The organism is Ruegeria sp. CDSC079 (genome assembly GCF_059610505.1).
This window is the reverse complement of the sequence record NZ_JBXWNT010000008.1, coordinates 143584-165415: the sequence shown is the minus strand read 5'-3', so window position 1 is coordinate 165415 and position 21832 is coordinate 143584. Positions and strand designations below refer to the sequence as shown.

Genomic DNA, 21832 nt, shown 5'->3' with positions numbered 1-21832 from the left:
CCCTAGCCTTTCACATAAAGCGGCACGCGCTGTGCAAACTCGGCCCCGCTGTGATCTTTGGCAACCAGCCGAATGTTCCAGTTGCCCGGACCCAGCGATGCCGGAGTCGCATATGCAGTCCCGTCGAATGTGAAATCAGGAGCAAAATCATCTTTGACATGGGTCGCGCGGCCCACAACGGCCTGCAGGTCAGCCACCTTGACCGGTGCGCCCGTCTGATCGGTTATATGCAGGATCAGCAAGCCGCCCGAAATCTCGGCGCGGATAAACCAGCCCAGCGCCTGGTGTTCCTTCAGGCGTTCGTTGAATTCCTGGCTGGCGACGTAGGAATTCTTGACCTCGAGCCCCGGAAAGGTCTTCACCGCGCTATAGGCCAGAACCAGGTTCACCGTGATGATCACGCCAAAGGATGCTACGAATACAACCAGCGCATGTTTGCCGGTGAATTTACGTTCAGCCATGTTCAGTTCCCTCGTCCGTTAAACGTGGTGTCCTTATAGGCGCGCTCACCGCTCTGCAGGTCTTCGACCCAGATGCGGACCGGCGTTGTATCCAAAGTTGCTGGCCCGGTGTCGCCCGATGCGACGATGTAAACACGGGTCAATTGTGCCGTATCCGCCGTCACATTGACAGTCTCACCTTCAACCCCCTCGATCTGTATCTTCAGGGCCGGATCACCGGACAGGGTCAATTGAAATGGGCGGTCCTCGCCATGTTTGTTCCGCAGTCGTACATCATAAGTGTTACGAATAGTGCCGTCGGAAAGGGTTACAAATGTCGGGTTTCGCACCGGCGCTACGGTCAGATCAATGTCAGACCGGATGAACAGGGCGAACAAAAGCGCGAAGCCAACCGCAGACCACATACCCGTATACATAATGGTCCGAGGCCGCAGGATGTGTTTCCAGACATTCTTGGGCGGATGACCGGCGCGTTCACTCGATTCGTCGCTCAACGCCATGTAGTCGATCAAGCCACGCGGCTTGCCAATTTTGGCCATCATGTCATCGCAAGCGTCGATGCACAGCGCACAGGTGATACATTCAAGCTGCTGACCGTCGCGGATGTCGATACCGACAGGGCAGACATTCACACAGGCCATACAATCAATGCAGTCCCCAAGATCGGAATCCGCGGTCCGCTTGCCTTTGCCGCGAGGTTCACCGCGCCATTCGCGATACCCAACCACCAGAGTATCCTCGTCCATCATCGCGGCCTGAATGCGCGGCCAAGGACAGGCGTAAATACAGATCTGCTCGCGTGCGAACCCACCGAACAAAAAGGTCGTCCCCGTCAGGATCAATATGGTTGTATAGGCGACCGGATGTGCATTTCCGGTCACTAGGTCACGGACCAGCGTTGGCGCATCCGCGAAATAGAACACCCACGCACCACCCGTTGCCAGACCAATAAACAGCCAAGCGACCCATTTGGTGACACGCAGCCTTGCTTTGTGGAAATCCATCTTTTTCTGACGATGCAGGCGCAGACGGGCGTTTCGATCACCTTCGATCCAGCGCTCGACCAAGATATACAAATCAGTCCAGACGGTCTGCGGGCAGGCATAGCCGCACCACACGCGCCCCAGCGCCGATGTAAACAGAAACAGGCCCAGACCGGCCATGATCAGCAACCCGGCCACGAAATAGAACTCGTGCGGCCAGATCTCGATCCAGAAAAAGTAAAAGCGCCGGTTGGCCAGATCCAGCAGCACCGCCTGGTCCGGAAGGCTGGGACCGCGATCCCATCTGATCCAGGGTGTGACGTAATAGATCCCCAGCGTTACCGCCATGATGAACCATTTCAGGTTGCGAAACGGGCCGGACACGCGGCGGGGAAAGATCGGTTCGCGCGCTGCGTATAGGCTGGGGGCGGGGTCGGAATCGCTCACGGGCTGGCTCCAGATGTAGCTGTTCTACGGCGTCTTCTTCCAGATCATACGGGCAGCCACTTTGACATGGGTCAAAAGCGCATCGTAAAGACACCTTTTGTCACATCTTACCAGCTTGCCGCCTGAGCCACCTGATAAATATCTTCACCCCAGGACGAAGCGGCATATTACCGGTGACAATATGGTATCCGCGCCCGTCGGGTTCGCGGAACAGTTCGACCAATCGACCCGCAATGATATCCGCTTCGACAAAATGCCGCACGGTGGCTGTTACACCCTGCCCGGCGCGCACTCCCTCAAGCAGCAGGTTTCCCGGCAAGGCGATGCGGCCAGCGCCGGGGCTGTGGTCCACGCCGTGACGGGCCAGCCATTGCGTTGCCTCCGTTGTGCCGAACTCCTCAAGCCAGGGCAGACGGCTGAGTGCTTTAGGTGTCACAGGTGCCCGCCCAGTCAACAGGGATGGCGCAGCGACAATCACGATCGGACTTTGCAACAGCAGTTCGGCCGTCACATCGGGCCAGTCCCCTGCCCCATATCTGATCGCCAGATCCACGCCGCCCGGGCGCAGATCGACCAACCGGGGCGAAGGATCCAGCGCAAGGTGAATGCCTGGATGCTCGGCCTGAAATGCGGGCAAGCGCGGCATAAGCCACGAAGCTGCGAAAGAGGCCGTCAGCGATACGTGGACCGGGCGATCCTCGGTTGTACGCTTCAGGTCAGTGACCGCCGCACCTATGGCCCCAAATCCCAAATACAGGGCACGCGCCAGAACCTTGCCCTCGGCCGTCAGGGTCATGGATTTACCGGATCGGTCCAGAAGGGCCAGATCCAGGTGTTTTTCAAGCGCACGCAGTTGTTGGCTGATCGCTGCGTGACTGACATTCAGCGACGCCCCTGCCTGAACAACATTTCCAGTCTCAGCAAAGGCAGAAAAGGCGCGCAAAGCCGCAAGCGGCGGCATATCCATCCAGTTCATCTGTAAGTCCTACTTACATATTGGAATGGTAATTGAGTCGCATTTATCAGGCTAAAGATCAATCCTGATAACAGCGGCAACACAATCCAGGAGGGATCAGATGCTTGCGATACTGGCACGAAGTTTCATGGTAGCCACCAAAACAGAGGCTAACGGCAAAGGCACTGGCACAGATAGCCGCGACCTTGCGCGCAGCAGCTGGCTGCCGGACCATCACTGGTGGATTGAAAAGTCTGGCCCGCGCGAAAAGGCGCATCTGGACTGCACCAATGGGGGCCTGTAGTCTGATAATAGTAGCACCGGCTGTTCAGGAAACGCGCGAACAGAGAGAACAGCCGGTGCCTTAACCTTCGGGCGGCGAACCGTCCGAAGGTATTCTTTTGGCCTTACTGACCGCCACCCAACTGGTGGACATAGGCCGTCACAGCGCGGATCTGCGCGTCCGTAAGGCGGTTTTCCCAAGCAGGCATTACACCGAAACGGCTATTGGTCACGGTCTCAGTCAATGCCTCTGCGTCGCCACCATAGAGCCAGATCGCATCGGTCAGGTTGGGTGCGCCCTGAAAGACGTCACCAGTGCCATCCTCGCCATGACAGGACGAACAGTTATCTTCGAAGACAACCTTGCCTGCCTGCGCAGCTACGTCATCAGTCTGCGCATTGGTCAGGGACATCACGTATTGAACCACTTGGGTGATCTCGTCATGTTCCAGGATTTCGCCAAATGCAGGCATTTCGGAATAGCGCGCATCGTCGCTTTCCTCGTTGCGAATGCCATAGGCGATTGTGGTCTCGATATCCTCAAGCGAACCACCCCACAGCCAGGCGTCATCCAGCAGGTTCGGGAATCCTGGTGCACCCTGCGCGCCTGAGCCGTGGCATTGCGCACACCAGGTACGGAACACCGCGCCCCCGGCATTCGCCGCGTATTGCTGCAGTTCGGGATCTGCCGAGATATCTTCAAGCGATGTTTCCACAAGCTTGGCGTTCCAAGGGGCATTCGCCTCTTCAAACGCAATCATCTCTTCTTGTACCAGAGCGCGAGAGGACCAGCCCAAAACGCCAGCAGTGGCGGATTGAACCAAGGGCCATGCGGGATACATGATCGTATAGATTACCGCCCAGAAGATGGTGGCGTAGAATGTCCACAACCACCAGCGCGGCATCGGGTTTTCGAATTCTTCGATACCATCCCAGCTGTGGCCGGTTGTACTCGGATCACCCGGCTGTTTTTCAGGTGTCTTGCTCATTGCCGCGCCTCCTTGGATGTGGCGGGATTGTCGTCGCCCCGCAGGGGCGCTGGTGCATCATCATGCCGAAACGGGATATTCGCGGTGTCCTTGTATTCCTTGCTGGATCCCGGGCGGAAAACCCAGATTATGATCCCAACAAAGAAAACAAAGAGCAGCAGCAACATCCAGCTATCCGCGAATTGCCGTAAGAGTGTATATTCTTCCATCACACCCTCCTTTACCGGTTCGCGTCTGGGGTGAAGGTCGAGAAATCGACCAGCGTTCCCAGCATCTGCAGATAAGCGACCATCGCATCCGCTTCAGTCAGCTCGGGCTGACCATCGAAGTTCCGCACGCTGACCTTGTCACCATAGCGTTCCAGCAGGCCGTCATAGTCACTGTCGGGATCGGCCTGCGCCCGGAAATCCGCCACGGCGTTCTCCAGCATCTCTTCGGTATAGGGCGTGCCTACCAGCGCATTCGCCTTCATGACATCACCGATATACTTACCGTCAATCTTGCGATGCTCGAGGAAGCCGTATTTCGGCATTACAGATTCAGGCACCACCGACTGCGGGTTGCGCAGGTGATCCACATGCCACTGGTCAGAATAACGACCACCGACACGGGCCAGATCAGGGCCGGTGCGTTTGGACCCCCACTGGAACGGATGATCATACATTGATTCAGCCGCCAGCGAGTAGTGGCCATAGCGCTCGACCTCATCCCGCATCGGGCGGATCATCTGACTGTGGCAGACATAGCAGCCTTCGCGGATATAGATGTCACGGCCCGCCATTTCCAAGGGGGTGTAAGGGCGCATGCCCTCCACTTTTTCGATGGTGTTCTCAAGATAGAACAGCGGGGTGATCTGCACGATGCCACCGATGGTCACGACCAGAAAGCTGAAGATCAGCAGGAGGGTCGCGTTGGTCTCGAGGATCTTATGTTTGTCGAGAATTGCCATTGCTCCGGCCCTCCTTATTCAGCCGGGACCGCGACGGTCAGGCTGGCCTCTTTGGCCGGCGCTTTCCGCACAGTCATCCACAGGTTGTAGCACATGATCAGCGCCCCAGCGAGGAACATGACCCCACCCAGAGCTCGCACCACATACATCGGGAACTTGGCAGCCACGGTGTCGGCGAACGAGTTCACAAGGAAACCGTTGGCATCCACTTCGCGCCACATCAGGCCTTCCATGATACCTGTCACCCACATCGACGCGGCGTAGAGCACGATGCCGATAGTGGCGAGCCAGAAGTGCCAGCTGACCATTTGCAACGAATACAGACGCTCACGCTTCCACAAGACAGGAACCAGGAAGTACAGCGCACCAAAGGTGATCATGCCGTTCCAACCCAGCGCACCCGAATGCACGTGACCAATGGTCCAGTCGGTATAGTGGCTCAAAGAGTTAACCGCTCGGATCGACATCATCGGGCCCTCAAAAGTGGACATGCCATAGAAGCCGACCGAAATCACCATCATCCGGATCACCGGGTCCGTACGCAGCTTGTCCCACGCACCCGATAGGGTCATCAGGCCGTTGATCATGCCACCCCAGGACGGCATCCACAGCACGATCGAGAACACCATGCCCAGTGTCGAGGCCCAGTCGGGCAGCGCGGTATAGTGCAAGTGGTGCGGTCCGGCCCAGATATACAGGAAGATGAGCGCCCAGAAGTGGATGATCGACAGCTTGTAGCTGAACACCGGTCGCTCGGCCTGTTTCGGGATGAAGTAGTACATCATACCCAGAAAGCCGGCTGTCAGGAAAAAGCCCACAGCGTTGTGGCCGTACCACCACTGGATCATTGCGTCCTGAACGCCTGACCAGACGATGACAGATTTCGAACCCCAGATGCTGACAGGGATAGTCATGTTGTTGACCAGATGCAGCATGGCGACCGTAACGATAAAGGCCAGGTAGAACCAGTTCGCCACATAGATATGAGGCTCTTTCCGCCTGACAATCGTCCCAAGGAACACAGCCAGATAGGCCACCCAGACGATGGTCAACCACAGATCGACATACCACTCCGGCTCGGCGTATTCCTTGGACTGGGTTCCGCCCAGCACATACCCGGTCGCAGCCAGCACAATGAACAGCTGATAGCCCCAGAAAACGAACCATGCCAGATTGCCGCCCCACAGGCGCGCGGCGCTGGTCCGCTGGACGACGTAGAAGGACGTTGCGATTAGTGCGTTGCCGCCAAAGGCAAAGATAACCGCCGATGTATGCAGCGGACGCAATCGGCCAAAATTCAGATATCCTTGTGCCCATTCAAAGTTCAGCACCGGATAGGCCAGCTGAAAGGCGATGAATGTCCCGGCAAGAAAACCAACCACGCCCCAAAAGGCCGTCGCGATTACGCCGTAACGGACCACATCGTCCATGTACTCGCCTGAACGATCTATGAGGATATCTGGCTCATCCGTGTTTCTAAGCGTCCAGATGAACAATCCCGCGGCGATCAACATCACCAGAATTGCATGCACCTGATACGCCAAATCGCGTGCATAATTGGTCCCGATCGCTGCAAACAGCACGATCAGACCAAGCACGATCAGCTTGATGTAATTTGACATATTGCGTCCCTTTGCCATGCTCCGCGCGATTCTTTTTTGTCGCGGAACCCATTTGACTGGTCGTTGTTTTGTCCGAGGACAGCCCAAACTGCTTTGATCTGTATCAAGACAGAATAGCGAATATTATGACAAGGCTACAGAAATGATTTGGCCGGAATGTCGCGGACGGAACGGCCCTGGAGGCAAGAGGTCAAGATGGCGTATAAGTCCCTTCTCACAGTTCTAACGGAAACGGAACAATCGGCCCCGGCGCTGGCACAGATGGCAGCCCTGGCCACAGCCCAGGATGCGCATGCCGAAGCCCTGTGCCTGGGGGTCGATCGCAGTCAGACCGGCTATTACTATGCTGGCGCCAACGCGCTGATTCTGCAGGAGACCCTGTCCCGCGCCAAAGCAGAGGCCGAGGACACCCTGCACTATGCTGAGACCTATCTGAACAGTTCCGGCGTACGCTGGTCTGCGGAAAGCGGCGTGGCCCAGATTGCCGATATTGGTCGCCACGTTGCCCATCGGGCGCGGTTCTCGGACCTTGTTATTTTGCCGCAACCTTACGGAAAAGACCGCAGCGTCGAAGCAGAGCCTATCGTCGAGGCAGCCATGTTCGAAGGTCACGCTCCGGTTCTGGTCATACCCGAAAACACGACGCCTTTTGACAAGCCCGGTACTGTCTTGGTCGGCTGGAACGAAAGCGTCGAAGCCATGCGCGCAATTCGCTGCGCCCTACCCTTCCTGATCGGGGCCGATCAGGTGCGGATCGTGGTGATCGACCCACCAACGCATGGGCCGGATCGCTCGGACCCCGGTGGGTTGTTGTCCCAGATGCTGTCGCGCCACGGAGTTAAGTGCGAAATCGACGTGCTCAGCAAAACAATGTCGCGTGTATCGGACATCCTGAACCGCCATGCGACGGATACCGAAACAGATATGATCGTCATGGGCGCCTATGGGCATTCCCGATTCCGAGAAGCCATCCTGGGCGGCGCGACACGCAATATGCTGGAACAATCGACTGTTCCGGTGTTCATGGCACATTGAAACGGCAGAGCCGGCCAGCGGGCGGCTTTTATCCGCGTTTCACAAGGCCGATCAGGAAAAGCAGAATGATTGCCCCAATGGTGGCGAAAATAATTGACGAGACCAGACCGCCGCCAACGGCAAAACCAAGGGCTGGGAAAATCAGCCCGGCCAGAAATGCCCCGACAACGCCAACGATGATGTTACCAATCAAGCCGAATCCCCGGCCTTCCATGATCTTTCCGGACAACCATCCCGCGATGGCACCAATAAGCAGCATGGCCAAAAGGCTGCTGAATCCCATGACTTACTCCTGACGCAGTTTCACTGGTCCCACTAAACCACGGTTAAGACAACGGGTCACGCCGTATGTGAATCACACCAGATACCCGCCATCGGAATCGTCGCCTGCCTCTTCCATCAACCGGCCCATATCCGGAACAGATACACGGCGCTTTCCTTCTAGCAAGATGATCTCGTCTTTCTTCAAGGCGGATATCTGACGGCTGACGGTTTCCAGTGTAAGGCCAAGGTAGTCTGCCATCGCCTCGCGCGTCAGCGGAAGATCAAAAACGATTGGGCTGGAACTCCCGTTCTGCCCAATCGACGCATCCCGGCGCGCGATGATGGACAACAGGCTTGCGATTTTTTCGCGCGCAGTCTTGCGCCCCAGCACCAGCATCCATTCACGGGCAGCGTCAAGCTCATCCAATGTCATCTGAAGCAAACGATGCGCGATATGCGGAGTAGCACCCATCAGTTCTTCGAACGGCTTCTTACGGAAACAGCACATGACAATGTCAGTCGTTGCCACGACGTCGTAAGGCGCTGAATCTCGACCGGGACGACCGACGAAATCGCTGGGCAGCAAAAGGCCAACCATCTGCGTGCGCCCATCTTCCATGGTCTGAGTCAAAGAAGCGATCCCCGACACGACCGAGCCCACGAAATTCATCTGATCACCGGACCAGATGATTGTCTGCCCAGCCTCGAAGCTGCGATAATATTTAATACCTTCAAGAAGCTCCAGCTCATGAACATCGCAATGCGCGCAGACTGCTCTGTGGCGGATTGGACAATCTTCACAGTTTGTATGATCGATTTTGAAAATCTGTGTCATGCGCGTTCCCACTTGATCTCTATCAAGGTTGCTAGGCGTGCCGTCCTCTAACGGTATCGCCATGATAGTTAAACCACAACTTGCTAAGCTTGGACTATTTGACGCGAAAGTACCGCGCTACACAAGCTATCCAACAGCCCCTCACTTCAGCAATGATGTGGGGGTAAGCCTTTACGAAGACTGGATTACCAGCATTAAACCCGGCAGCTCCGTCTCGTTGTACATACACGTGCCCTTCTGCCGCAGGCTGTGTTGGTTTTGTGCCTGCCGAACACAGGGGACTCAAACTGACAACCCGGTCATCGCCTATGTCGACGTCCTCAAGGCCGAGCTTGATCTGCTGGCCGCGTGCCTGCCTCAAGGCGTCACCCTCTCGCGTCTGCACTGGGGCGGCGGCACACCAACGCTGTTGAATCCCGATCTGATGCGGGATCTGGCCACACGCATTCTGGATGTTGTACCGCTGGGTCCGGGTGCTGAATTCTCGGTCGAAATCGACCCGAACGAGATTGACCAAGCCCGACTGGACGCGTTGGCCGAAGCGGGCATGAACCGTGCCTCGATCGGCGTGCAGGATTTCGACGATGAGATTCAGAAAACTATCGGTCGCGTCCAAAGCTATGACACCACGCGCGCAGCTGTGGACATGATCCGTGCCCGCGGCATTACCAGCCTGAACGCTGATATCCTGTACGGTCTGCCGCATCAGACCAAATCAAGGATGACAGAAAGCGTACAGAAACTGCTGTCACTGAACCCCGACCGCGTTGCGCTGTATGGATACGCCCACGTGCCGTGGATGGCCAAACGGCAACAGTTGATTCCTTCGGACGCATTGCCCACGCCCGAGCAACGTCTGGAGCTGTTCGAGACAGCGCGTCGACTGTTCCTCTGGGATGATTACGCCGAGATCGGAATTGACCACTTTGCCACGCAGGATGATGGTCTGACACATGCGCTCAGGGCCGGGCGACTGAAACGGAACTTTCAGGGTTATACGGATGATCAGGCCGAGGTGCTGATCGGTGTGGGCGCAAGCTCGATCTCGCGATTTCCTCAGGGCTACGCCCAGAACGCACCGGCAACATCGGCCTATACGAAAGCCATCCGCGAGGGGCGCTTTTCGACCTCGCGCGGGCATTTGTTCAAAGGTCAGGACATTTTGCGCGCACGTCTGATCGAAGCGCTGATGTGTGATTTTCAGATCAATTCGGCTGAGATTCTGCGTGACCACAACATATCCGCCCAAGAGCTGAACGAGATGTACCAGAGGGCCAATGCCGACTTCAACAATCTGCTACACGTCACCAAGGATGGCCTGTTCATTCCACCCGAGGCCCGGCCGCTGACCCGAATGATTGCCCGCAGCTTTGACGCCTATGACCTGAGCAAGGCAGGCCACAGCTCGGCGATCTGATTGCTTACAGGTGGGCCCGGTTGTGCGGCCTGCCGCTTAGATACCAGTACAGGGGCTTGACGCGAGCCTCTGGTTGTCTTCACACTTGGGCGGAACGATCCGAACCCTGAGGCAGGTGAATTCGCAGTCAGTCCTCGCCCACGCAGCCGTGTGGGTCGGCCCTTTTCGTGCAGGTATTACTGCAACCTGAAAAGAGGGACATCACTCATGCGCGTATTCACCGTCCTCGGCCCCAGCCAATCTGGCAAGACAACCCTGGTCGAGGCCATAAGCCGCCTCGACAACCGACCCACCACATTCGATGTCTCCGGAACCGTGCACTTGCACGGTTTTTCTTACTTGGACGAGCCCTGGTGCGCGATCGATGTGGACGGGGGCAGCGACAATCTGGGTTATGTCGGACCAGCCATGGCGATTTCGGATGCGGCGGTTGTGGTTGTCCCGCCGGACCCAGACGCGGCTGTCTTGTGCGCGCCCTATCTGCGGCTGGTTGAAGAGGCGGGCATTCCCTGTTTCCTGTTCATCAATCGGATGGATGCCCCAAATGGCCGTATCCGGGATATCATCGCCGCGCTACAGACCTACTGCACCCACCACATCGCCCTACGTCAGGTCCCTATTCGCGACGGCGAGACAATAGTCGGCGCGGTCGATCTGATCTCGGAGCGGGCTTGGAAATATCAGGAAGGCCAGCCCTCGGCCCTGATCGAACTGCCGCACTCGGTCGAGGACCGCGAACAAGAAGCCCGCACCGAGCTGCTAGAGACGCTGTCGGATTTTGACGATCACCTGTTGGAGCAGCTGATCGAAGACAAACAGCCCGCAAGTGCCGAGATCTACGATCTGGCCGCGCAGGTTTTGCAGAACCACCAGTTGATCCCCGCCTGTCTGGGCGCGGCCAGCCATGGCAATGGCCTGACCCGCCTGATGAAAGCCCTGCGGCACGAAGCCCCTGAGTTCAACATTGCCGCCAACCGCGATGAGGCCACCGAGACTGCCCGCGCCATTGCGGGATTCGCGGACGTGAAGAAACATATCGGCAAGATCATCGTCCTTCGTGGCCTGGGAGATGGCGTGCGTGCGCATGAAGCTTTGGGAGGTGAGACAGTCGGCAATCTGACGACACTTGACGCCAAGACCCAGATTTCCGGGCTGGAGGCAGGTCAGATCGGGCTGGCCGTGAAATCCGATCACCTGATCCCAGGCAATATTTACGACAGCAAATCCGAATCTCCGTTGCCGGAATGGGCATCATCACATCCAGTCGCCCAACGTCAGATCGTATCACCCGCGCATGAGCGAGATGACGTGCGCCTGTCGAACGCTCTGACCCGTCTGGTCGAGATCGACCCCGGTCTCCATCTGGAACAGGATGAGCTGACCGGCCATGCGGTGCTGGGCTCTCAAGGCCCGCAGCACATGCGCCGGATCACCGCCAAACTGGCCGAAGATTTCGGGATTGAAATCGTGGCCGACCCGATCGAGACCGCCTATCGCGAAACCATCCGTGCGCCCATCGAACACCGCCACCGTCACCGCAAGCAATCCGGTGGTGCGGGTCAGTTTGCAGATGTCGTGATCTCGGTCACGCCCATGCCGCGCGGATCAGGGTTTCAGTTCGAAGAGATCGTGAAAGGCGGTTCGGTGCCGCGCAACTATATTCCCTCAGTTGAACACGGAGCCAAGGACGCGCTGGAGCAGGGACCCGAGGGCTTCCCTGTTGTTGATGTCAAAATCACGCTGAGTGACGGCAAACACCACAATGTGGACAGTTCCGATTATGCTTTCCGCACCGCAGGCAAGAACGCCGTACGCGAGGCGCTGCCTCAGGCCAAACCGGTGGTCCTGCAGCCCATTCTGAACGCAGAGATTCACCTGCCATCCGATTTCGTCGGCGACCTTGTCCCCACGATCAGTTCCTTACAGGGTCAAGTGCTGGGTTTCGAAGGCAACCCCAACGCTTCGGGCTGGGAGATTTTCAATGCCCAACTTCCTGCCGTGGCCGAGGATGAGTTGCATCGCACCCTGGCCAGCGCCACGCGCGGCACCGGTTGGGTAAAGTTAAGCTTTGATCACTATGAAGAACTGCGCGGCCCTATACCGAAAACGGCAACGCGGGAAACCGCAAACGCGTGAAAAACACGGCGAGCGGGCTTCAGCCCGCTGCCGCAATCAATTCGCGGGTGTAATCTGTCTGCGCGTTTTCGAACAGGTCTTCGGCAGCGCCCATTTCAATCACGTCACCGTTCCGCATAACGATGACATTGTGTGACATCGCCCGGACCACTTTTAGGTCATGGCTGATGAACAGATATGCCAACCCGTATTTCCGCTGCAGATCTCGCAGCAAGTCTACGATCTGCACCTGAACCGTCATGTCCAGCGCGCTTGTCGGCTCATCCAGCACCAGAAGTTTGGGACGGAGCACCATCGCCCGTGCGATGGCGATACGCTGCCGCTGCCCGCCCGAGAACTCGTGCGGATACCGGTCCATCGACGCCGGGTCCAACCCCACTTCGGTCATCACATCCGCCACCAGATCACGCGGGGAGCGGTGTGGATCAACCTTGTGGATTGCCAGACCCTCGGCGATGATTTGCATACAGGTCATGCGCGGGCTCAGGCTGCCAAACGGGTCCTGAAACACAATCTGCATATCCTTGCGCAAACGGCGCAATTCGCGTGTGGACCAACGGCGCACATCCTGGTCGCGAAAGGTGATACCACCCTCGGACGCGATCAGCCGCATGATGGCCAGCGCCAACGTGGTCTTGCCCGACCCGCTTTCGCCCACGATCCCCACGGTTTCGCCGGCGCGCACGCTGAGGCTGGCGTCATTCACCGCCTTAACATGGCCGACAGTTCGCTTGAGAAAGCCGCGCTGGATCGGGAACCAGACTTTCAGATGATCAGTGCGGGCGACCTCTTCTGCATCCGCGGCGACCGGATCGGGTTGGCCCGACGGTTCGGCCGCCAGCAATTTCCGGGTATAGGGATGCTGAGGGTTCTCGAAGATGTCCGCGGTTGCACCGGCTTCGACAATCTCTCCGTCCTTCATGACGCAAACTCGATCGGCGATCCGGCGCACGATGCCAAGGTCATGGGTGATGAACAGCATCCCCATGTTTTCGGCTTTCTGCAGGTCTGCCAGCAACTCGAGTATCTGTGCCTGAATGGTCACGTCCAGCGCCGTGGTCGGTTCATCTGCGATCAGAATGTCCGGCTTATTGGCAAGCGCCATGGCGATCATGACGCGCTGCCGTTGTCCGCCCGAAAGTTGGTGCGGATAGCTGTCCAACCGATCCTGCGGATCACGGATGCCAACCTTGGTCAGCAGCTCGACAATCCGACCACGGGCCGCGTCGCCCACAACGCCCTGATGCAGCGCCAGCGATTCAGCCATCTGCTTTTGGATCGTGTGCAAAGGGTTGAGCGATGTCATCGGCTCTTGAAAGATGAAGCTGATGTCGTTGCCTCGCACATCCATGAGATGCTTCTCGGACGTTCCGATCATCTCTTGCCCGTCGTATTTCACCGATCCTTCGACAATCGCGCTGTCGCCCAACAGCGAAACGGTCGACAAGGCGGTCACAGATTTTCCGGACCCGGATTCCCCTACCAAAGCCACGGTTTCCCCACGATCCACCGTGAAGGACACGCCCTTGACCGCCGCACTGACCTGCCCGTCCTGCCGGAACGAAACCTTGAGGTTGTTTACATCCAGCAGGCTCATGAGAAGGTCTTTCTGGGATCAAACGCATCGCGGACGCCTTCGAAAATGAAGACCAGAAGCGACAGCATGATGGCAAAGGTGAAAAAGGCGGTAAAGGCCAGCCAAGGGGCCTGCAAGTTCTGTTTTGCCTGCAAGGTCAGCTCGCCAAGTGACGGGGCCGAGGACGGCAGGCCGAAGCCCAGAAAATCCAGCGAGGCAAGCCCGCCAATCGTTCCGGTGACGATGAAGGGCATGAAGGTCAGCGTGGCGACCATTGCATTGGGCAGCATGTGGCGGAACATGATCGTCCTGTTGCTGACGCCCAACGCCCGCGCCGCCCGGACATATTCAAGGTTTCGCGCCCGCAGGAACTCAGCTCGGACAACGCCAACCAATCCGGTCCAGCTGAACAGGATCATGAGCAACACCAGCAACCAGAAACTGCGCCCTAGAATAGCGAACATGATGATGATCACATAAAGCGATGGGGTGGCCGACCAAATCTCGATGATCCGTTGAAAGATCAAATCCAGCCAGCCGCCAAAAAAGCCCTGAATGGCGCCTGCGAAGATACCGATCAGGCTGGCAACACCTGTGACCATCAGCGTGAACAGAATGGACAGACGGAACCCATAGATCACCCGTGCAAGCACATCGCGCTTGGTGTCATCGGTGCCCAACAGGTTCTGACCGTTGGGCGGCAGCGGGGCGGCGCCCGGCCGATCAACGCTGGTTTTGAAAGAGTATGGGATCAGCGGCCAGATGGCCCAGCCGCGCTCGAACCCGTCGGCGGCAAAGGATCCGGCCTCGATCTGTTCGATAATGCCGTCAGGATCGTCAAAGCACTGATCCAAACCGCCACTGTCTATCAGACAACGCACTTCGGGGTCGCGATAGATTGCTTCGGTTTGGAAATCACCGCCAAACTCGGTCTCTGGGTAGAAATTGAAGATCGGCGTATAAAGCTCACCGCGGTATTTCACGAGGATCGGTTTGTCATTTGCGATAAATTCAGCAAATAGCGACAGGCCGAACAGGATCGAGAAGATGATCAGCGACCAGAACGCCCGGCCATTGCGACGGAAGTTGCGCCACCGGCGCTGATTCAGGGGGGAAAGCGCCATTTACCCCTCCCGCTTTTCAAAGTCGATGCGCGGATCAACCAACACATACATCAGATCACTGATGATGCCGACCACCAAACCCATCAGGCCAAAGATGAACAGCGTTCCAAAGATAACCGGGTAATCGCGCGCGACCGCCGCCTCGAACCCAAGGCGACCCAATCCATCCAGCGAAAAGATGGTTTCGATGATGATTGACCCTCCGAAAAAAACACCGATGAAGACGGCCGGAAAACCCGCGATTACGATCAGCATCGCATTGCGGAACACGTGGCCGTACAGCACCCGGCTTTCGCTCAGGCCCTTGGCGCGGGCGGTCATGACATATTGCTTTTTAATCTCGTCCAGAAACGAGTTTTTGGTCAGCAAGGTGAGCGTTGCGAAGGCCGAGATGGTCAGCGCTAGGATCGGCAACGCGATATGCCAGAAGTAATCGGCAATCTTGCCAAATACACTCAGACTGTCCCAGTTGTCCGAGGTAAGCCCCCGCAACGGAAAGATCTGCCAATAGGACCCACCGGCAAATAGCACCAACAGCAAAATGGCGAACAGAAATCCCGGGATGGCATAGGCCACGATGATGGCGCCACTGGTCCAGGTGTCAAAGCTTGATCCGTCCCTGATCGCCTTGCGAATACCCAGAGGGATCGACACCAGATAGGCAATCAGCGTCGACCAAAGCCCTAGCGAAATAGACACCGGCATCTTTTCCAGCACCAGATCGGTCACACTGATCGACCGGAAATAGCTCTCGCCAAAATCCAGAGTCAGGTAATTACCCATCATATTCAGAAACCGTTCCAAGGGCGGTTTGTCGAACCCGAATTCTTTTTCCAGTTCTTCGATGAATTCAGGCGGCAAGCCACGCCCGCCGATATAGCGGTCATTTGTGCCGCCGGTCTGCTGTTCGATATCGCCACCACCGCCAGCGATACCTTCAAATACATCTCCACCACCCTCCATCTGGGCGATGATCTGTTCAATCGGGCCGCCTGGCACAAACTGCACAAGGGTGAAGTTGACGATCATGATTCCCAGCAGTGTGGGAATGACCAGCAGCAGGCGTCTTAGAATATATGCTCCCATTTGGGCGGATTACCTCAAGGCGCCGGAGGATTTCAACTGGGCTTCCTGCTCGGCGTTGATCCACCACAGGTCTTCGACACCCAATGAATAAGGCGGCAGGTTTTCCGGGTATTCATACATGTCCCAATAGGCAACCCAGTATTTGCCCAAATACCAAGTGGGCACCATGATCCGCTTGGCCCGCAAAACACGGTCCAGGGCGCGAACATTGGCAAACAACTCTTCGCTGTTGGTCGCTCCTACGATGTTGTCGATCAACGGTTCAATATCCGGGCCATACGCACCGGACGGGTTGAATACGGAATACGAGGCCGCCTCGGTTCCGAATTGCTGGTATAGTCCCGTCGAAGGTTGCAGCGAACTTGGGTACCCGCCGAAAATCATGTCGAAATCCCGGTCACGGCGGCGCAGGGTGAACTGCGCATTGTCCACACGATTGTAGGTCGCATCTATGCCCATCGTCCTAAGGTTAGCGACAAATGGCTGGATGATACGATCAAGAGTCGGCTGGTCTGACAGAAATTCTATGGCCAGTACTTCACCGTTTTGATTGCGGCGGATACCGTCTTCGCCCACCTGCCAACCGGCCTCATCCAGCAGCTTCATCGCGGCGCGCAGATTGCGACGATCATTCTGACGCTCGGCGCGGGATTCATGGGCAACGACCGGTTGGTCGGTCAGTACCGCAGGGTCCAGCGCATCGCCCAGGCTTTGCAGAACCTCCAGTTCACGCCCCTCGGGCAGCCCCGTCGCCTCTAGGTGAGTTCCCTGCCAGAATGAGTCGCGCTGCTGAAACAGGCCATATTGCAAGCTTTCATTCGTCCATTCGAAGTTGAACCCTAACTGGACGGCTTCGCGCACCTTGGGATCCTGAAATTGCGGTCGGTCCAGGTTCATGACAAAGCCCGAAGCGTTGGGGACATCCCCGTCTTCCAGCTCTACCCGAACCACTGTTCCGTTTGCTATGGCAGGAAAATCATAGGCCGTTGCCCAGCTTTTTGAATTGTTTTCCTGGCGCAGTGTGAACGTGCCCGCCTTGAACCCTTCCATCGCAGCAATCGAGTCCGCGAAATATTCGATCCGGATGGAGTCATAGTTGTTGCGGCCAACATTCACATTAACGTGGTCGCCCCAATAGTCCGGGTTGCGCTTGTAGACGATGCGCCGGTTGATGTCATAGCTGTCCAAAACATAAGGTCCGGATCCGATACCGGGCTCAAGCCGGGATTTGTCGAGCCGCCGGTTTTCGGGGTCTGCTTCAAACCAGGCCTTGGAAAACACAGATGTCCCGGCAACCTGACTTATTAGGCCACGGCGCGGGATATCCGGTGCGAAGTAGAATTTAACCCGATGATCATCCAGCGCTTCGGCACGCGGAATCATCTCGCGGACGGCGTCGGCATAGGATTTTAACCCCTGTTCCAGCAGCAGATTATGCGAAAACACAACATCTTCGGCAGTCACCGGGGTTCCATCGGAAAACCGCGCCTCAGGTCGCATGTTGAAGATGACCCAATCCTGGCTTTCCGGGTATTCAAGGCTTTCTGCCAGCAGACCGTAGTAAGTGGCCGTTTCATCATAGGACGCGACCATCAGGGATTCATACTGATCCGCAGAACGCGCACCCGCGCGGCCCTGCCGCGTGTAGGGGTTGAAACTATCAAATGTCCCTTGCGCTGCATAAGACAACTCTCCGCCGCGCGGCGCATCAGGATTTACATAATCGAAATGGGCAAACCCTTCAGGGTATTTCAAATCGCCAAATTCCGAGAATCCGTGGCTTTTGATGATGGTCTCTTCGGCAAACAGTTGAGAGGTCAAGAGCGTAAGCAGCAAAAAGCCGGTAATCGGTATGGTCAACCAACCTCTGAAATCCAATGCACGTGCCTGAACAATCTGTCGGTTGGATTCCATTTGGCTCATCCCCTGTTGCGTCACTTCTTATAGTCTTGCGCCTGAACGAAGCTAAAGGTCCAGCGTTGACTGATTCAAGTTTAGAATGCGTGAGCGCATTGTGAAGGTTTCTTCATACAAAAAAAGCCGCTGCACGGGGCAGCGGCTTTGAATTTCAGATGTGCCGGTCTGGCATCAGTTGCCGATTGTCTGCAGATAGGCAATCAGATCGGCACGGTCCTGCGGTTTTTTCAGGCCAGCAAAACTCATGGATGTGCCCGAGATATAGCTGCTTGGCTTGGTCAGGAAGGCATCCAGTGCTTCGGGTGTCCAGTTGCCGCCATGGGCCTGCATCGGTGGCGAATAGCCGGTAAAACCGCTGGCCGTTGCGACAGGGCGGTCAACGACACCATACAGATAGGGGCCTGTGCCGTTTGCACCGTCTTCCAGCTTGTGACACGCGGTACACTTGCGGAAAACTTTGGCGCCTTTTTCAACGTCGGCGGCGGCCAGAAGCTCTTCAAATACTACCTCTTCACCGTTGGCGCTTTCGCCTGCGCTTTCGGTTTCGATGATGTACGAAGCCGTCTCGCCATGGGCATCGGCGTGGTAAAGCTCTTCTGCGGCCCATTTGGCCAGAAGCAGCACCAGGAAGGTGCCAAACAGGCCTGCTGCGGCCTTGGTAACTGTCATCGTGTCGAACATTGATCGCGAGTCCATTTCAGCTGTCTGCGGGGTGTCTAAGGCTTCCCCTTACAAGAGGCAAGGTATAGACACCGCGACTAAACGCCCAATTCTGGAACTTGTTGCACGGAATCGACCAAATGACAAAACGTATCGCATTTCAGGGAGAACCCGGTGCCTATAGCCACGAGGCATGCCGAAACGCTCGTCCCGATATGGAGGCCCTGCCCTGCCGCACATTTGAGGATGTGATCGAATCAGTTCGGTCCGGCAAAGCAGACCTGGCGATGCTTCCGGTCGAAAATACGACCTATGGGCGGGTGGCCGATATTCACCGCCTGCTGCCCCATAGCGGATTGCATATCATCGATGAAGCTTTTGTTCGCGTACACATCAATTTGTTGGCCGTCCCCGGCGCCAAGCTGAGCGACATCACCGAAGCGCATTCACATCTGGTGTTGCTGCCACAATGCGCCGGGTTCCTGAAACAGCACGGCATTCAGGGGCGCGTCAGCCCGGACAACGCCCGCGCCGCGCGCGAGGTTTCCGAGGCTGCTGAACCGCACTCTGCCGCGCTGGCCAGCGAGTTGGCCGGAGAGATCTATAACCTGAACGTCCTTGCCCGCCATATCGAGGACAGCGACGACAACACCACGCGCTTTTTGATCATGTCGCGCGACGCGGATCTGTCACGGCGCGGGGCGCATGGGATGATCACCAGCTTTGTGTTTCAGGTCCGCAACATCCCGGCCGCGCTGTATAAGGCGATGGGCGGGTTCGCCACCAATGGTGTCAACATGACCAAGCTGGAAAGCTATATGGTCGACGGGTCGTTCACGGCCACTCAGTTCTATGCGGATATTGTCGGGCACCCGGATGACCGCAATGTACAACTGGCCCTGGAAGAGCTGGAACATTTCACCACCAATGTCGAGATTCTGGGCGTCTATCCGGCGGTCCAGCCGCGCGGCTAGCTCAACCCAGCAGGTATTTCTTGCACACCGCTCCTTCATGTGAGCGGTAATCGACAAATCCCATGGCCGCGTAATAGGCGAGGCCTTCGGCATTTTGCGCGCCAATGGTCGCGTCTATTGCAGGCAGACCTGCGGCGCGGGCCGCCAGCAGCGTTTCCTGAAACAGGGCCCGTCCGATCCCCATGCGCGCGGCTGACGGGCGGATATGTGTTCCGATGATGCCCCAACCGGCTGTTACGCCATAAGGGTTTCCGTCGACGGCCAGTTTCAGCGCCTGAAAGCCCAATACCTGTGAACCCCGCACCGCCACGGTGCATTGGATGCTGCCGCGGTGGCTGATGTAATGCTCTTTGGCAAAACTCTCATCGCTGGGTTTGGTGCGCTTACCGGCGGTCACGATCTCTTGCAGGACATCGGAAATACCTTTGGCGTCATCCACAACAGCGCTGCGCAATATCACATCAGACATTCAGGGCCTCTTGTCTCGGAATTCTCAAGAACCGTGCAGATGACGTTCTTCCATTTCCCGCGCGAATTCGCTGAGGCGGGCCTGAAACTGTCGCCGGAACCGCGACTGACCCAATCTGAGCGATTGCAGCAACAGCCGTGCAGGCAGGGATTTGGCCGATAGCGACATATCCACGGTCAGCCGGGTTCTACGTTGCGACAGGGCCAGAAACTCGACCCTGGTTGAGCCATTCATTCCCTTGCTTGCCGCCTCGAACCGCATATGGGTCGGCGGATCACATTCGGCCATATTGATTTCCACGCGCCGAGGCTTTCCGCGCATACGGAACTCGGTCTCCCAGGATGTACCGGGCACAACGCCCATATGCCCTGACAAACGCCGGACCTCGATCCCGCGGCGCATTGCCATCCGCTCGAACCGTTCGAAATCCGCAAACATTTCGAACACTGCGTTGACGGGGGCCTGAATATCTTCACGTGCGGAGAATTGCATGGTGGGTTATCGTTCTCTTGCCTATTCGCCCAGTATTTTGTCAGTCGAGCGTATCTGCAAGCCAGTTTTGCAGCAGAAAATGCGCAATCGCGCCTTTGCGCGCTGGCAGAAGGCTGGGATGTTCCCCAGCAAAGACCTGCATCATTTCAGCCTTATTCACCCATATCGCATCTTCGATTTCAACCGGATCTATAGTGATTTCTTGCGACAATGCCTCGCCTGCACAGCCAAACATCAGTGACGCCGGAAAGGGCCAGGGCTGGCTGGAAAGATAGGTTACTTGCCCGACGGGGACACCGGCCTCTTCCATCACCTCTCTGCGCACCGCCGCTTCCAGCGTTTCTCCGGGTTCGACAAATCCGGCCAGTAGCGAATACATCCCTTCAGGCCATCCCGGGGATCGCCCCATCAGCACCGAATTCCCATATGTGATCAACATGATGACGACCGGGTCGGTGCGTGGGAAATGCTGCCCCCCACACGACGGGCAACTGCGTTGCCATCCTGCTTGCGACATCTCGCTGGCGGCGCCGCAACGGGCGCAAAACCTATGGGTTTCATGCCAGGCGATGACCGCCTTCGCGGAAGCCGAAAGTTCGGCATCACGTGGGGAAAGGCGCGCCATGATGCGGCGCAATTCGACAAAAACCTGACCTTCAGGCAAATCCGGGTGCTGTTGCTCTGATCGGTCAAAGAATGCTCCAAGCTCGGACAGATCAACGCCCTCGGGCATCCAATCGGATATATCAAAGGCAAAAACCGGAACTTCATCCGAGAGACCAAGCAATACTGGCGCTGGGACGATCCCACCGGGACCATTTGCGATCAGCTCGTGCAAGACAGGTAACAAGCAGAGTTGATCAAGGGCCTCTCCTTGAACCAGCAGCTTTCCGCGCCACAGCAACAGGCATTTCGCTTTCGGATGTGCTCGCGCTGCTGCCATCGTGTCGACGTCTCCACGAAGATGTGCGGCACGATCCAGCCCTGATCCACCAAACGTTACCTGTTCCGCGTTCTTCATTTAAATTCCTCTGGTTCGCCTGTACAGGGCTGCCATGACAGCGTCGGTGTTGCAACGACAATTCCACGACCAAAAACCGAGGCGATCCCGTCAAATTACCGCAAGTGCATAAAAAAATTTGCACTTACTATGCTTTTT

The 21832-nt window shown here is 56.9% G+C and carries 22 protein-coding genes; 5 read left to right on the top strand and 17 right to left on the bottom strand.

Annotation, left to right across the window (positions count from 1 at the left end; all coding sequences use genetic code 11):
* Positions 1–2 precede the first annotated feature (2 nt).
* The 3 genes from AC2FIC_RS16095 to AC2FIC_RS16085 form a co-directional block, all read right to left on the bottom strand.
* Entirely contained in the window at positions 3–461 is a 459-nt protein-coding gene (locus AC2FIC_RS16095) for a FixH family protein (RefSeq protein ID WP_496692473.1), read from the bottom strand.
* A 2-nt stretch (positions 462–463) separates the two neighbouring features.
* A complete protein-coding gene (gene ccoG, locus AC2FIC_RS16090) occupies positions 464–1891 on the bottom strand; it encodes a cytochrome c oxidase accessory protein CcoG (RefSeq protein WP_281973105.1) in 1428 nt (475 codons plus the stop codon).
* Positions 1892–1991: 100 nt separating this feature from the next.
* Entirely contained in the window at positions 1992–2867 is an 876-nt protein-coding gene (locus AC2FIC_RS16085) for a LysR family transcriptional regulator (protein WP_281973104.1), read from the bottom strand.
* 100 nt (positions 2868–2967) lie between these two features.
* Here AC2FIC_RS16085 and AC2FIC_RS16080 point away from each other — a divergent pair, with 100 nt between their 5' ends.
* Positions 2968–3150, top strand: coding sequence for a hypothetical protein (locus tag AC2FIC_RS16080; RefSeq protein ID WP_281973103.1), 183 nt, complete (start codon positions 2968–2970; stop codon positions 3148–3150).
* A 103-nt stretch (positions 3151–3253) separates the two neighbouring features.
* Here the strand turns inward: AC2FIC_RS16080 and ccoP are convergent, their stop codons facing one another.
* From ccoP to ccoN, 4 genes are read right to left on the bottom strand one after another with little or no spacing between them, the layout of a single operon-like run.
* Entirely contained in the window at positions 3254–4117 is an 864-nt protein-coding gene (gene ccoP, locus AC2FIC_RS16075; protein ID WP_142636939.1) for a cytochrome-c oxidase, cbb3-type subunit III, read from the bottom strand.
* Entirely contained in the window at positions 4114–4326 is a 213-nt protein-coding gene (locus tag AC2FIC_RS16070) for a cbb3-type cytochrome oxidase subunit 3 (protein WP_142636941.1), read from the bottom strand. Before AC2FIC_RS16070 ends, ccoP begins: the two co-directional genes overlap by 4 nt.
* A gap of 11 nt (positions 4327–4337) precedes the next feature.
* Positions 4338–5066, bottom strand: a complete 729-nt coding sequence (gene ccoO, locus AC2FIC_RS16065; RefSeq protein WP_142636943.1) for a cytochrome-c oxidase, cbb3-type subunit II — start codon at positions 5064–5066, stop codon at positions 4338–4340.
* Positions 5067–5080: 14 nt separating this feature from the next.
* On the bottom strand, positions 5081–6688 hold the full coding sequence (gene ccoN / locus AC2FIC_RS16060; protein ID WP_142636945.1) for a cytochrome-c oxidase, cbb3-type subunit I: 1608 nt from the start codon (positions 6686–6688) through the stop codon (positions 5081–5083).
* Between the two features lie 195 nt (positions 6689–6883).
* Here ccoN and AC2FIC_RS16055 point away from each other — a divergent pair, with 195 nt between their 5' ends.
* Positions 6884–7723 carry a universal stress protein gene (locus AC2FIC_RS16055; RefSeq protein WP_142636947.1) on the top strand — a complete coding sequence of 280 codons (840 nt, stop codon included), beginning with the start codon at positions 6884–6886 and terminating at the stop codon, positions 7721–7723.
* A gap of 28 nt (positions 7724–7751) precedes the next feature.
* Here the strand turns inward: AC2FIC_RS16055 and AC2FIC_RS16050 are convergent, their stop codons facing one another.
* Positions 7752–8006 (bottom strand): GlsB/YeaQ/YmgE family stress response membrane protein, encoded by a 255-nt coding sequence (locus tag AC2FIC_RS16050; protein ID WP_142636950.1) that lies wholly within the window; start codon positions 8004–8006, stop codon positions 7752–7754.
* 72 nt (positions 8007–8078) lie between these two features.
* A complete protein-coding gene (gene fnrL, locus AC2FIC_RS16045; RefSeq protein WP_281973102.1) occupies positions 8079–8822 on the bottom strand; it encodes a transcriptional regulator FnrL in 744 nt (247 codons plus the stop codon).
* Between the two features lie 61 nt (positions 8823–8883).
* Here fnrL and hemN point away from each other — a divergent pair, with 61 nt between their 5' ends.
* Together hemN and AC2FIC_RS16035 are read left to right on the top strand one after the other, a co-directional pair.
* Positions 8884–10239, top strand: coding sequence for an oxygen-independent coproporphyrinogen III oxidase (hemN, locus tag AC2FIC_RS16040; protein WP_496692474.1), 1356 nt, complete (start codon positions 8884–8886; stop codon positions 10237–10239).
* A 207-nt stretch (positions 10240–10446) separates the two neighbouring features.
* Complete coding sequence (locus AC2FIC_RS16035) at positions 10447–12375, top strand: elongation factor G (protein ID WP_496692475.1); 1929 nt, start codon at positions 10447–10449, stop codon at positions 12373–12375.
* A 19-nt stretch (positions 12376–12394) separates the two neighbouring features.
* Here the strand turns inward: AC2FIC_RS16035 and AC2FIC_RS16030 are convergent, their stop codons facing one another.
* The 5 genes from AC2FIC_RS16030 to AC2FIC_RS16010 all read right to left on the bottom strand — a co-directional run bounded on the left by AC2FIC_RS16030 (position 12395) and on the right by AC2FIC_RS16010 (position 18759).
* Entirely contained in the window at positions 12395–13972 is a 1578-nt protein-coding gene (locus AC2FIC_RS16030) for an ABC transporter ATP-binding protein (RefSeq protein WP_496689902.1), read from the bottom strand.
* Complete coding sequence (locus tag AC2FIC_RS16025) at positions 13969–15075, bottom strand: ABC transporter permease (protein ID WP_142636960.1); 1107 nt, start codon at positions 15073–15075, stop codon at positions 13969–13971. The genes AC2FIC_RS16030 and AC2FIC_RS16025 overlap by 4 nt, the downstream gene beginning before the upstream one ends.
* A complete protein-coding gene (locus tag AC2FIC_RS16020) occupies positions 15076–16161 on the bottom strand; it encodes a microcin C ABC transporter permease YejB (protein ID WP_142636962.1) in 1086 nt (361 codons plus the stop codon).
* Positions 16162–16170: 9 nt separating this feature from the next.
* Positions 16171–18075 (bottom strand): extracellular solute-binding protein, encoded by a 1905-nt coding sequence (locus tag AC2FIC_RS16015; protein ID WP_496692476.1) that lies wholly within the window; start codon positions 18073–18075, stop codon positions 16171–16173.
* Positions 18076–18249: 174 nt separating this feature from the next.
* The gene (locus AC2FIC_RS16010) at positions 18250–18759 is read right to left on the bottom strand and encodes a c-type cytochrome (protein WP_281973121.1); all 510 of its coding nucleotides are present in this window, start codon (positions 18757–18759) and stop codon (positions 18250–18252) included.
* A gap of 119 nt (positions 18760–18878) precedes the next feature.
* Between AC2FIC_RS16010 and AC2FIC_RS16005 the strand changes: the two genes are divergently transcribed.
* Positions 18879–19712: a prephenate dehydratase gene (locus AC2FIC_RS16005; protein WP_496692477.1), complete on the top strand. Its 834-nt coding sequence runs from the start codon at positions 18879–18881 to the stop codon at positions 19710–19712.
* A 1-nt stretch (position 19713) separates the two neighbouring features.
* Here AC2FIC_RS16005 and AC2FIC_RS16000 read toward each other — a convergent pair whose 3' ends face one another.
* Genes AC2FIC_RS16000 through nudC form a run of 3 tightly spaced genes read right to left on the bottom strand, consistent with a single transcriptional unit; the run spans position 19714 to position 21694 of the window.
* Positions 19714–20181 (bottom strand): GNAT family N-acetyltransferase, encoded by a 468-nt coding sequence (locus tag AC2FIC_RS16000; RefSeq protein ID WP_496692478.1) that lies wholly within the window; start codon positions 20179–20181, stop codon positions 19714–19716.
* A 24-nt stretch (positions 20182–20205) separates the two neighbouring features.
* Positions 20206–20673 (bottom strand): SRPBCC family protein, encoded by a 468-nt coding sequence (locus AC2FIC_RS15995; protein ID WP_142636970.1) that lies wholly within the window; start codon positions 20671–20673, stop codon positions 20206–20208.
* A 40-nt stretch (positions 20674–20713) separates the two neighbouring features.
* The gene (gene nudC, locus AC2FIC_RS15990; protein ID WP_496692479.1) at positions 20714–21694 is read right to left on the bottom strand and encodes an NAD(+) diphosphatase; all 981 of its coding nucleotides are present in this window, start codon (positions 21692–21694) and stop codon (positions 20714–20716) included.
* Between the last annotated feature and the right edge of the window lie 138 nt (positions 21695–21832).

Excerpts from the sequence above, each read along its gene's own strand:
- AC2FIC_RS16095 (WP_496692473.1), bottom strand. The coding sequence starts at position 461 with ATGGCTGAACGTAAATTCACCGGCAAACATGCGCTGGTTGTATTCGTA.
- AC2FIC_RS16085 (WP_281973104.1), bottom strand. The coding sequence starts at position 2,867 with ATGAACTGGATGGATATGCCGCCGCTTGCGGCTTTGCGCGCCTTTTCT.
- AC2FIC_RS16080 (WP_281973103.1), top strand. The coding sequence starts at position 2,968 with ATGCTTGCGATACTGGCACGAAGTTTCATGGTAGCCACCAAAACAGAG.
- ccoP (WP_142636939.1), bottom strand. The coding sequence starts at position 4,117 with ATGAGCAAGACACCTGAAAAACAGCCGGGTGATCCGAGTACAACCGGC.
- AC2FIC_RS16070 (WP_142636941.1), bottom strand. The coding sequence starts at position 4,326 with ATGGAAGAATATACACTCTTACGGCAATTCGCGGATAGCTGGATGTTG.
- ccoO (WP_142636943.1), bottom strand. The coding sequence starts at position 5,066 with ATGGCAATTCTCGACAAACATAAGATCCTCGAGACCAACGCGACCCTC.
- ccoN (WP_142636945.1), bottom strand. The coding sequence starts at position 6,688 with ATGTCAAATTACATCAAGCTGATCGTGCTTGGTCTGATCGTGCTGTTT.
- AC2FIC_RS16055 (WP_142636947.1), top strand. The coding sequence starts at position 6,884 with ATGGCGTATAAGTCCCTTCTCACAGTTCTAACGGAAACGGAACAATCG.
- AC2FIC_RS16050 (WP_142636950.1), bottom strand. The coding sequence starts at position 8,006 with ATGGGATTCAGCAGCCTTTTGGCCATGCTGCTTATTGGTGCCATCGCG.
- fnrL (WP_281973102.1), bottom strand. The coding sequence starts at position 8,822 with ATGACACAGATTTTCAAAATCGATCATACAAACTGTGAAGATTGTCCA.
- hemN (WP_496692474.1), top strand. The coding sequence starts at position 8,884 with ATGATAGTTAAACCACAACTTGCTAAGCTTGGACTATTTGACGCGAAA.
- AC2FIC_RS16035 (WP_496692475.1), top strand. The coding sequence starts at position 10,447 with ATGCGCGTATTCACCGTCCTCGGCCCCAGCCAATCTGGCAAGACAACC.
- AC2FIC_RS16030 (WP_496689902.1), bottom strand. The coding sequence starts at position 13,972 with ATGAGCCTGCTGGATGTAAACAACCTCAAGGTTTCGTTCCGGCAGGAC.
- AC2FIC_RS16025 (WP_142636960.1), bottom strand. The coding sequence starts at position 15,075 with ATGGCGCTTTCCCCCCTGAATCAGCGCCGGTGGCGCAACTTCCGTCGC.
- AC2FIC_RS16020 (WP_142636962.1), bottom strand. The coding sequence starts at position 16,161 with ATGGGAGCATATATTCTAAGACGCCTGCTGCTGGTCATTCCCACACTG.
- AC2FIC_RS16015 (WP_496692476.1), bottom strand. The coding sequence starts at position 18,075 with ATGGAATCCAACCGACAGATTGTTCAGGCACGTGCATTGGATTTCAGA.
- AC2FIC_RS16010 (WP_281973121.1), bottom strand. The coding sequence starts at position 18,759 with ATGTTCGACACGATGACAGTTACCAAGGCCGCAGCAGGCCTGTTTGGC.
- AC2FIC_RS16005 (WP_496692477.1), top strand. The coding sequence starts at position 18,879 with ATGACAAAACGTATCGCATTTCAGGGAGAACCCGGTGCCTATAGCCAC.
- AC2FIC_RS16000 (WP_496692478.1), bottom strand. The coding sequence starts at position 20,181 with ATGTCTGATGTGATATTGCGCAGCGCTGTTGTGGATGACGCCAAAGGT.
- AC2FIC_RS15995 (WP_142636970.1), bottom strand. The coding sequence starts at position 20,673 with ATGCAATTCTCCGCACGTGAAGATATTCAGGCCCCCGTCAACGCAGTG.
- nudC (WP_496692479.1), bottom strand. The coding sequence starts at position 21,694 with ATGAAGAACGCGGAACAGGTAACGTTTGGTGGATCAGGGCTGGATCGT.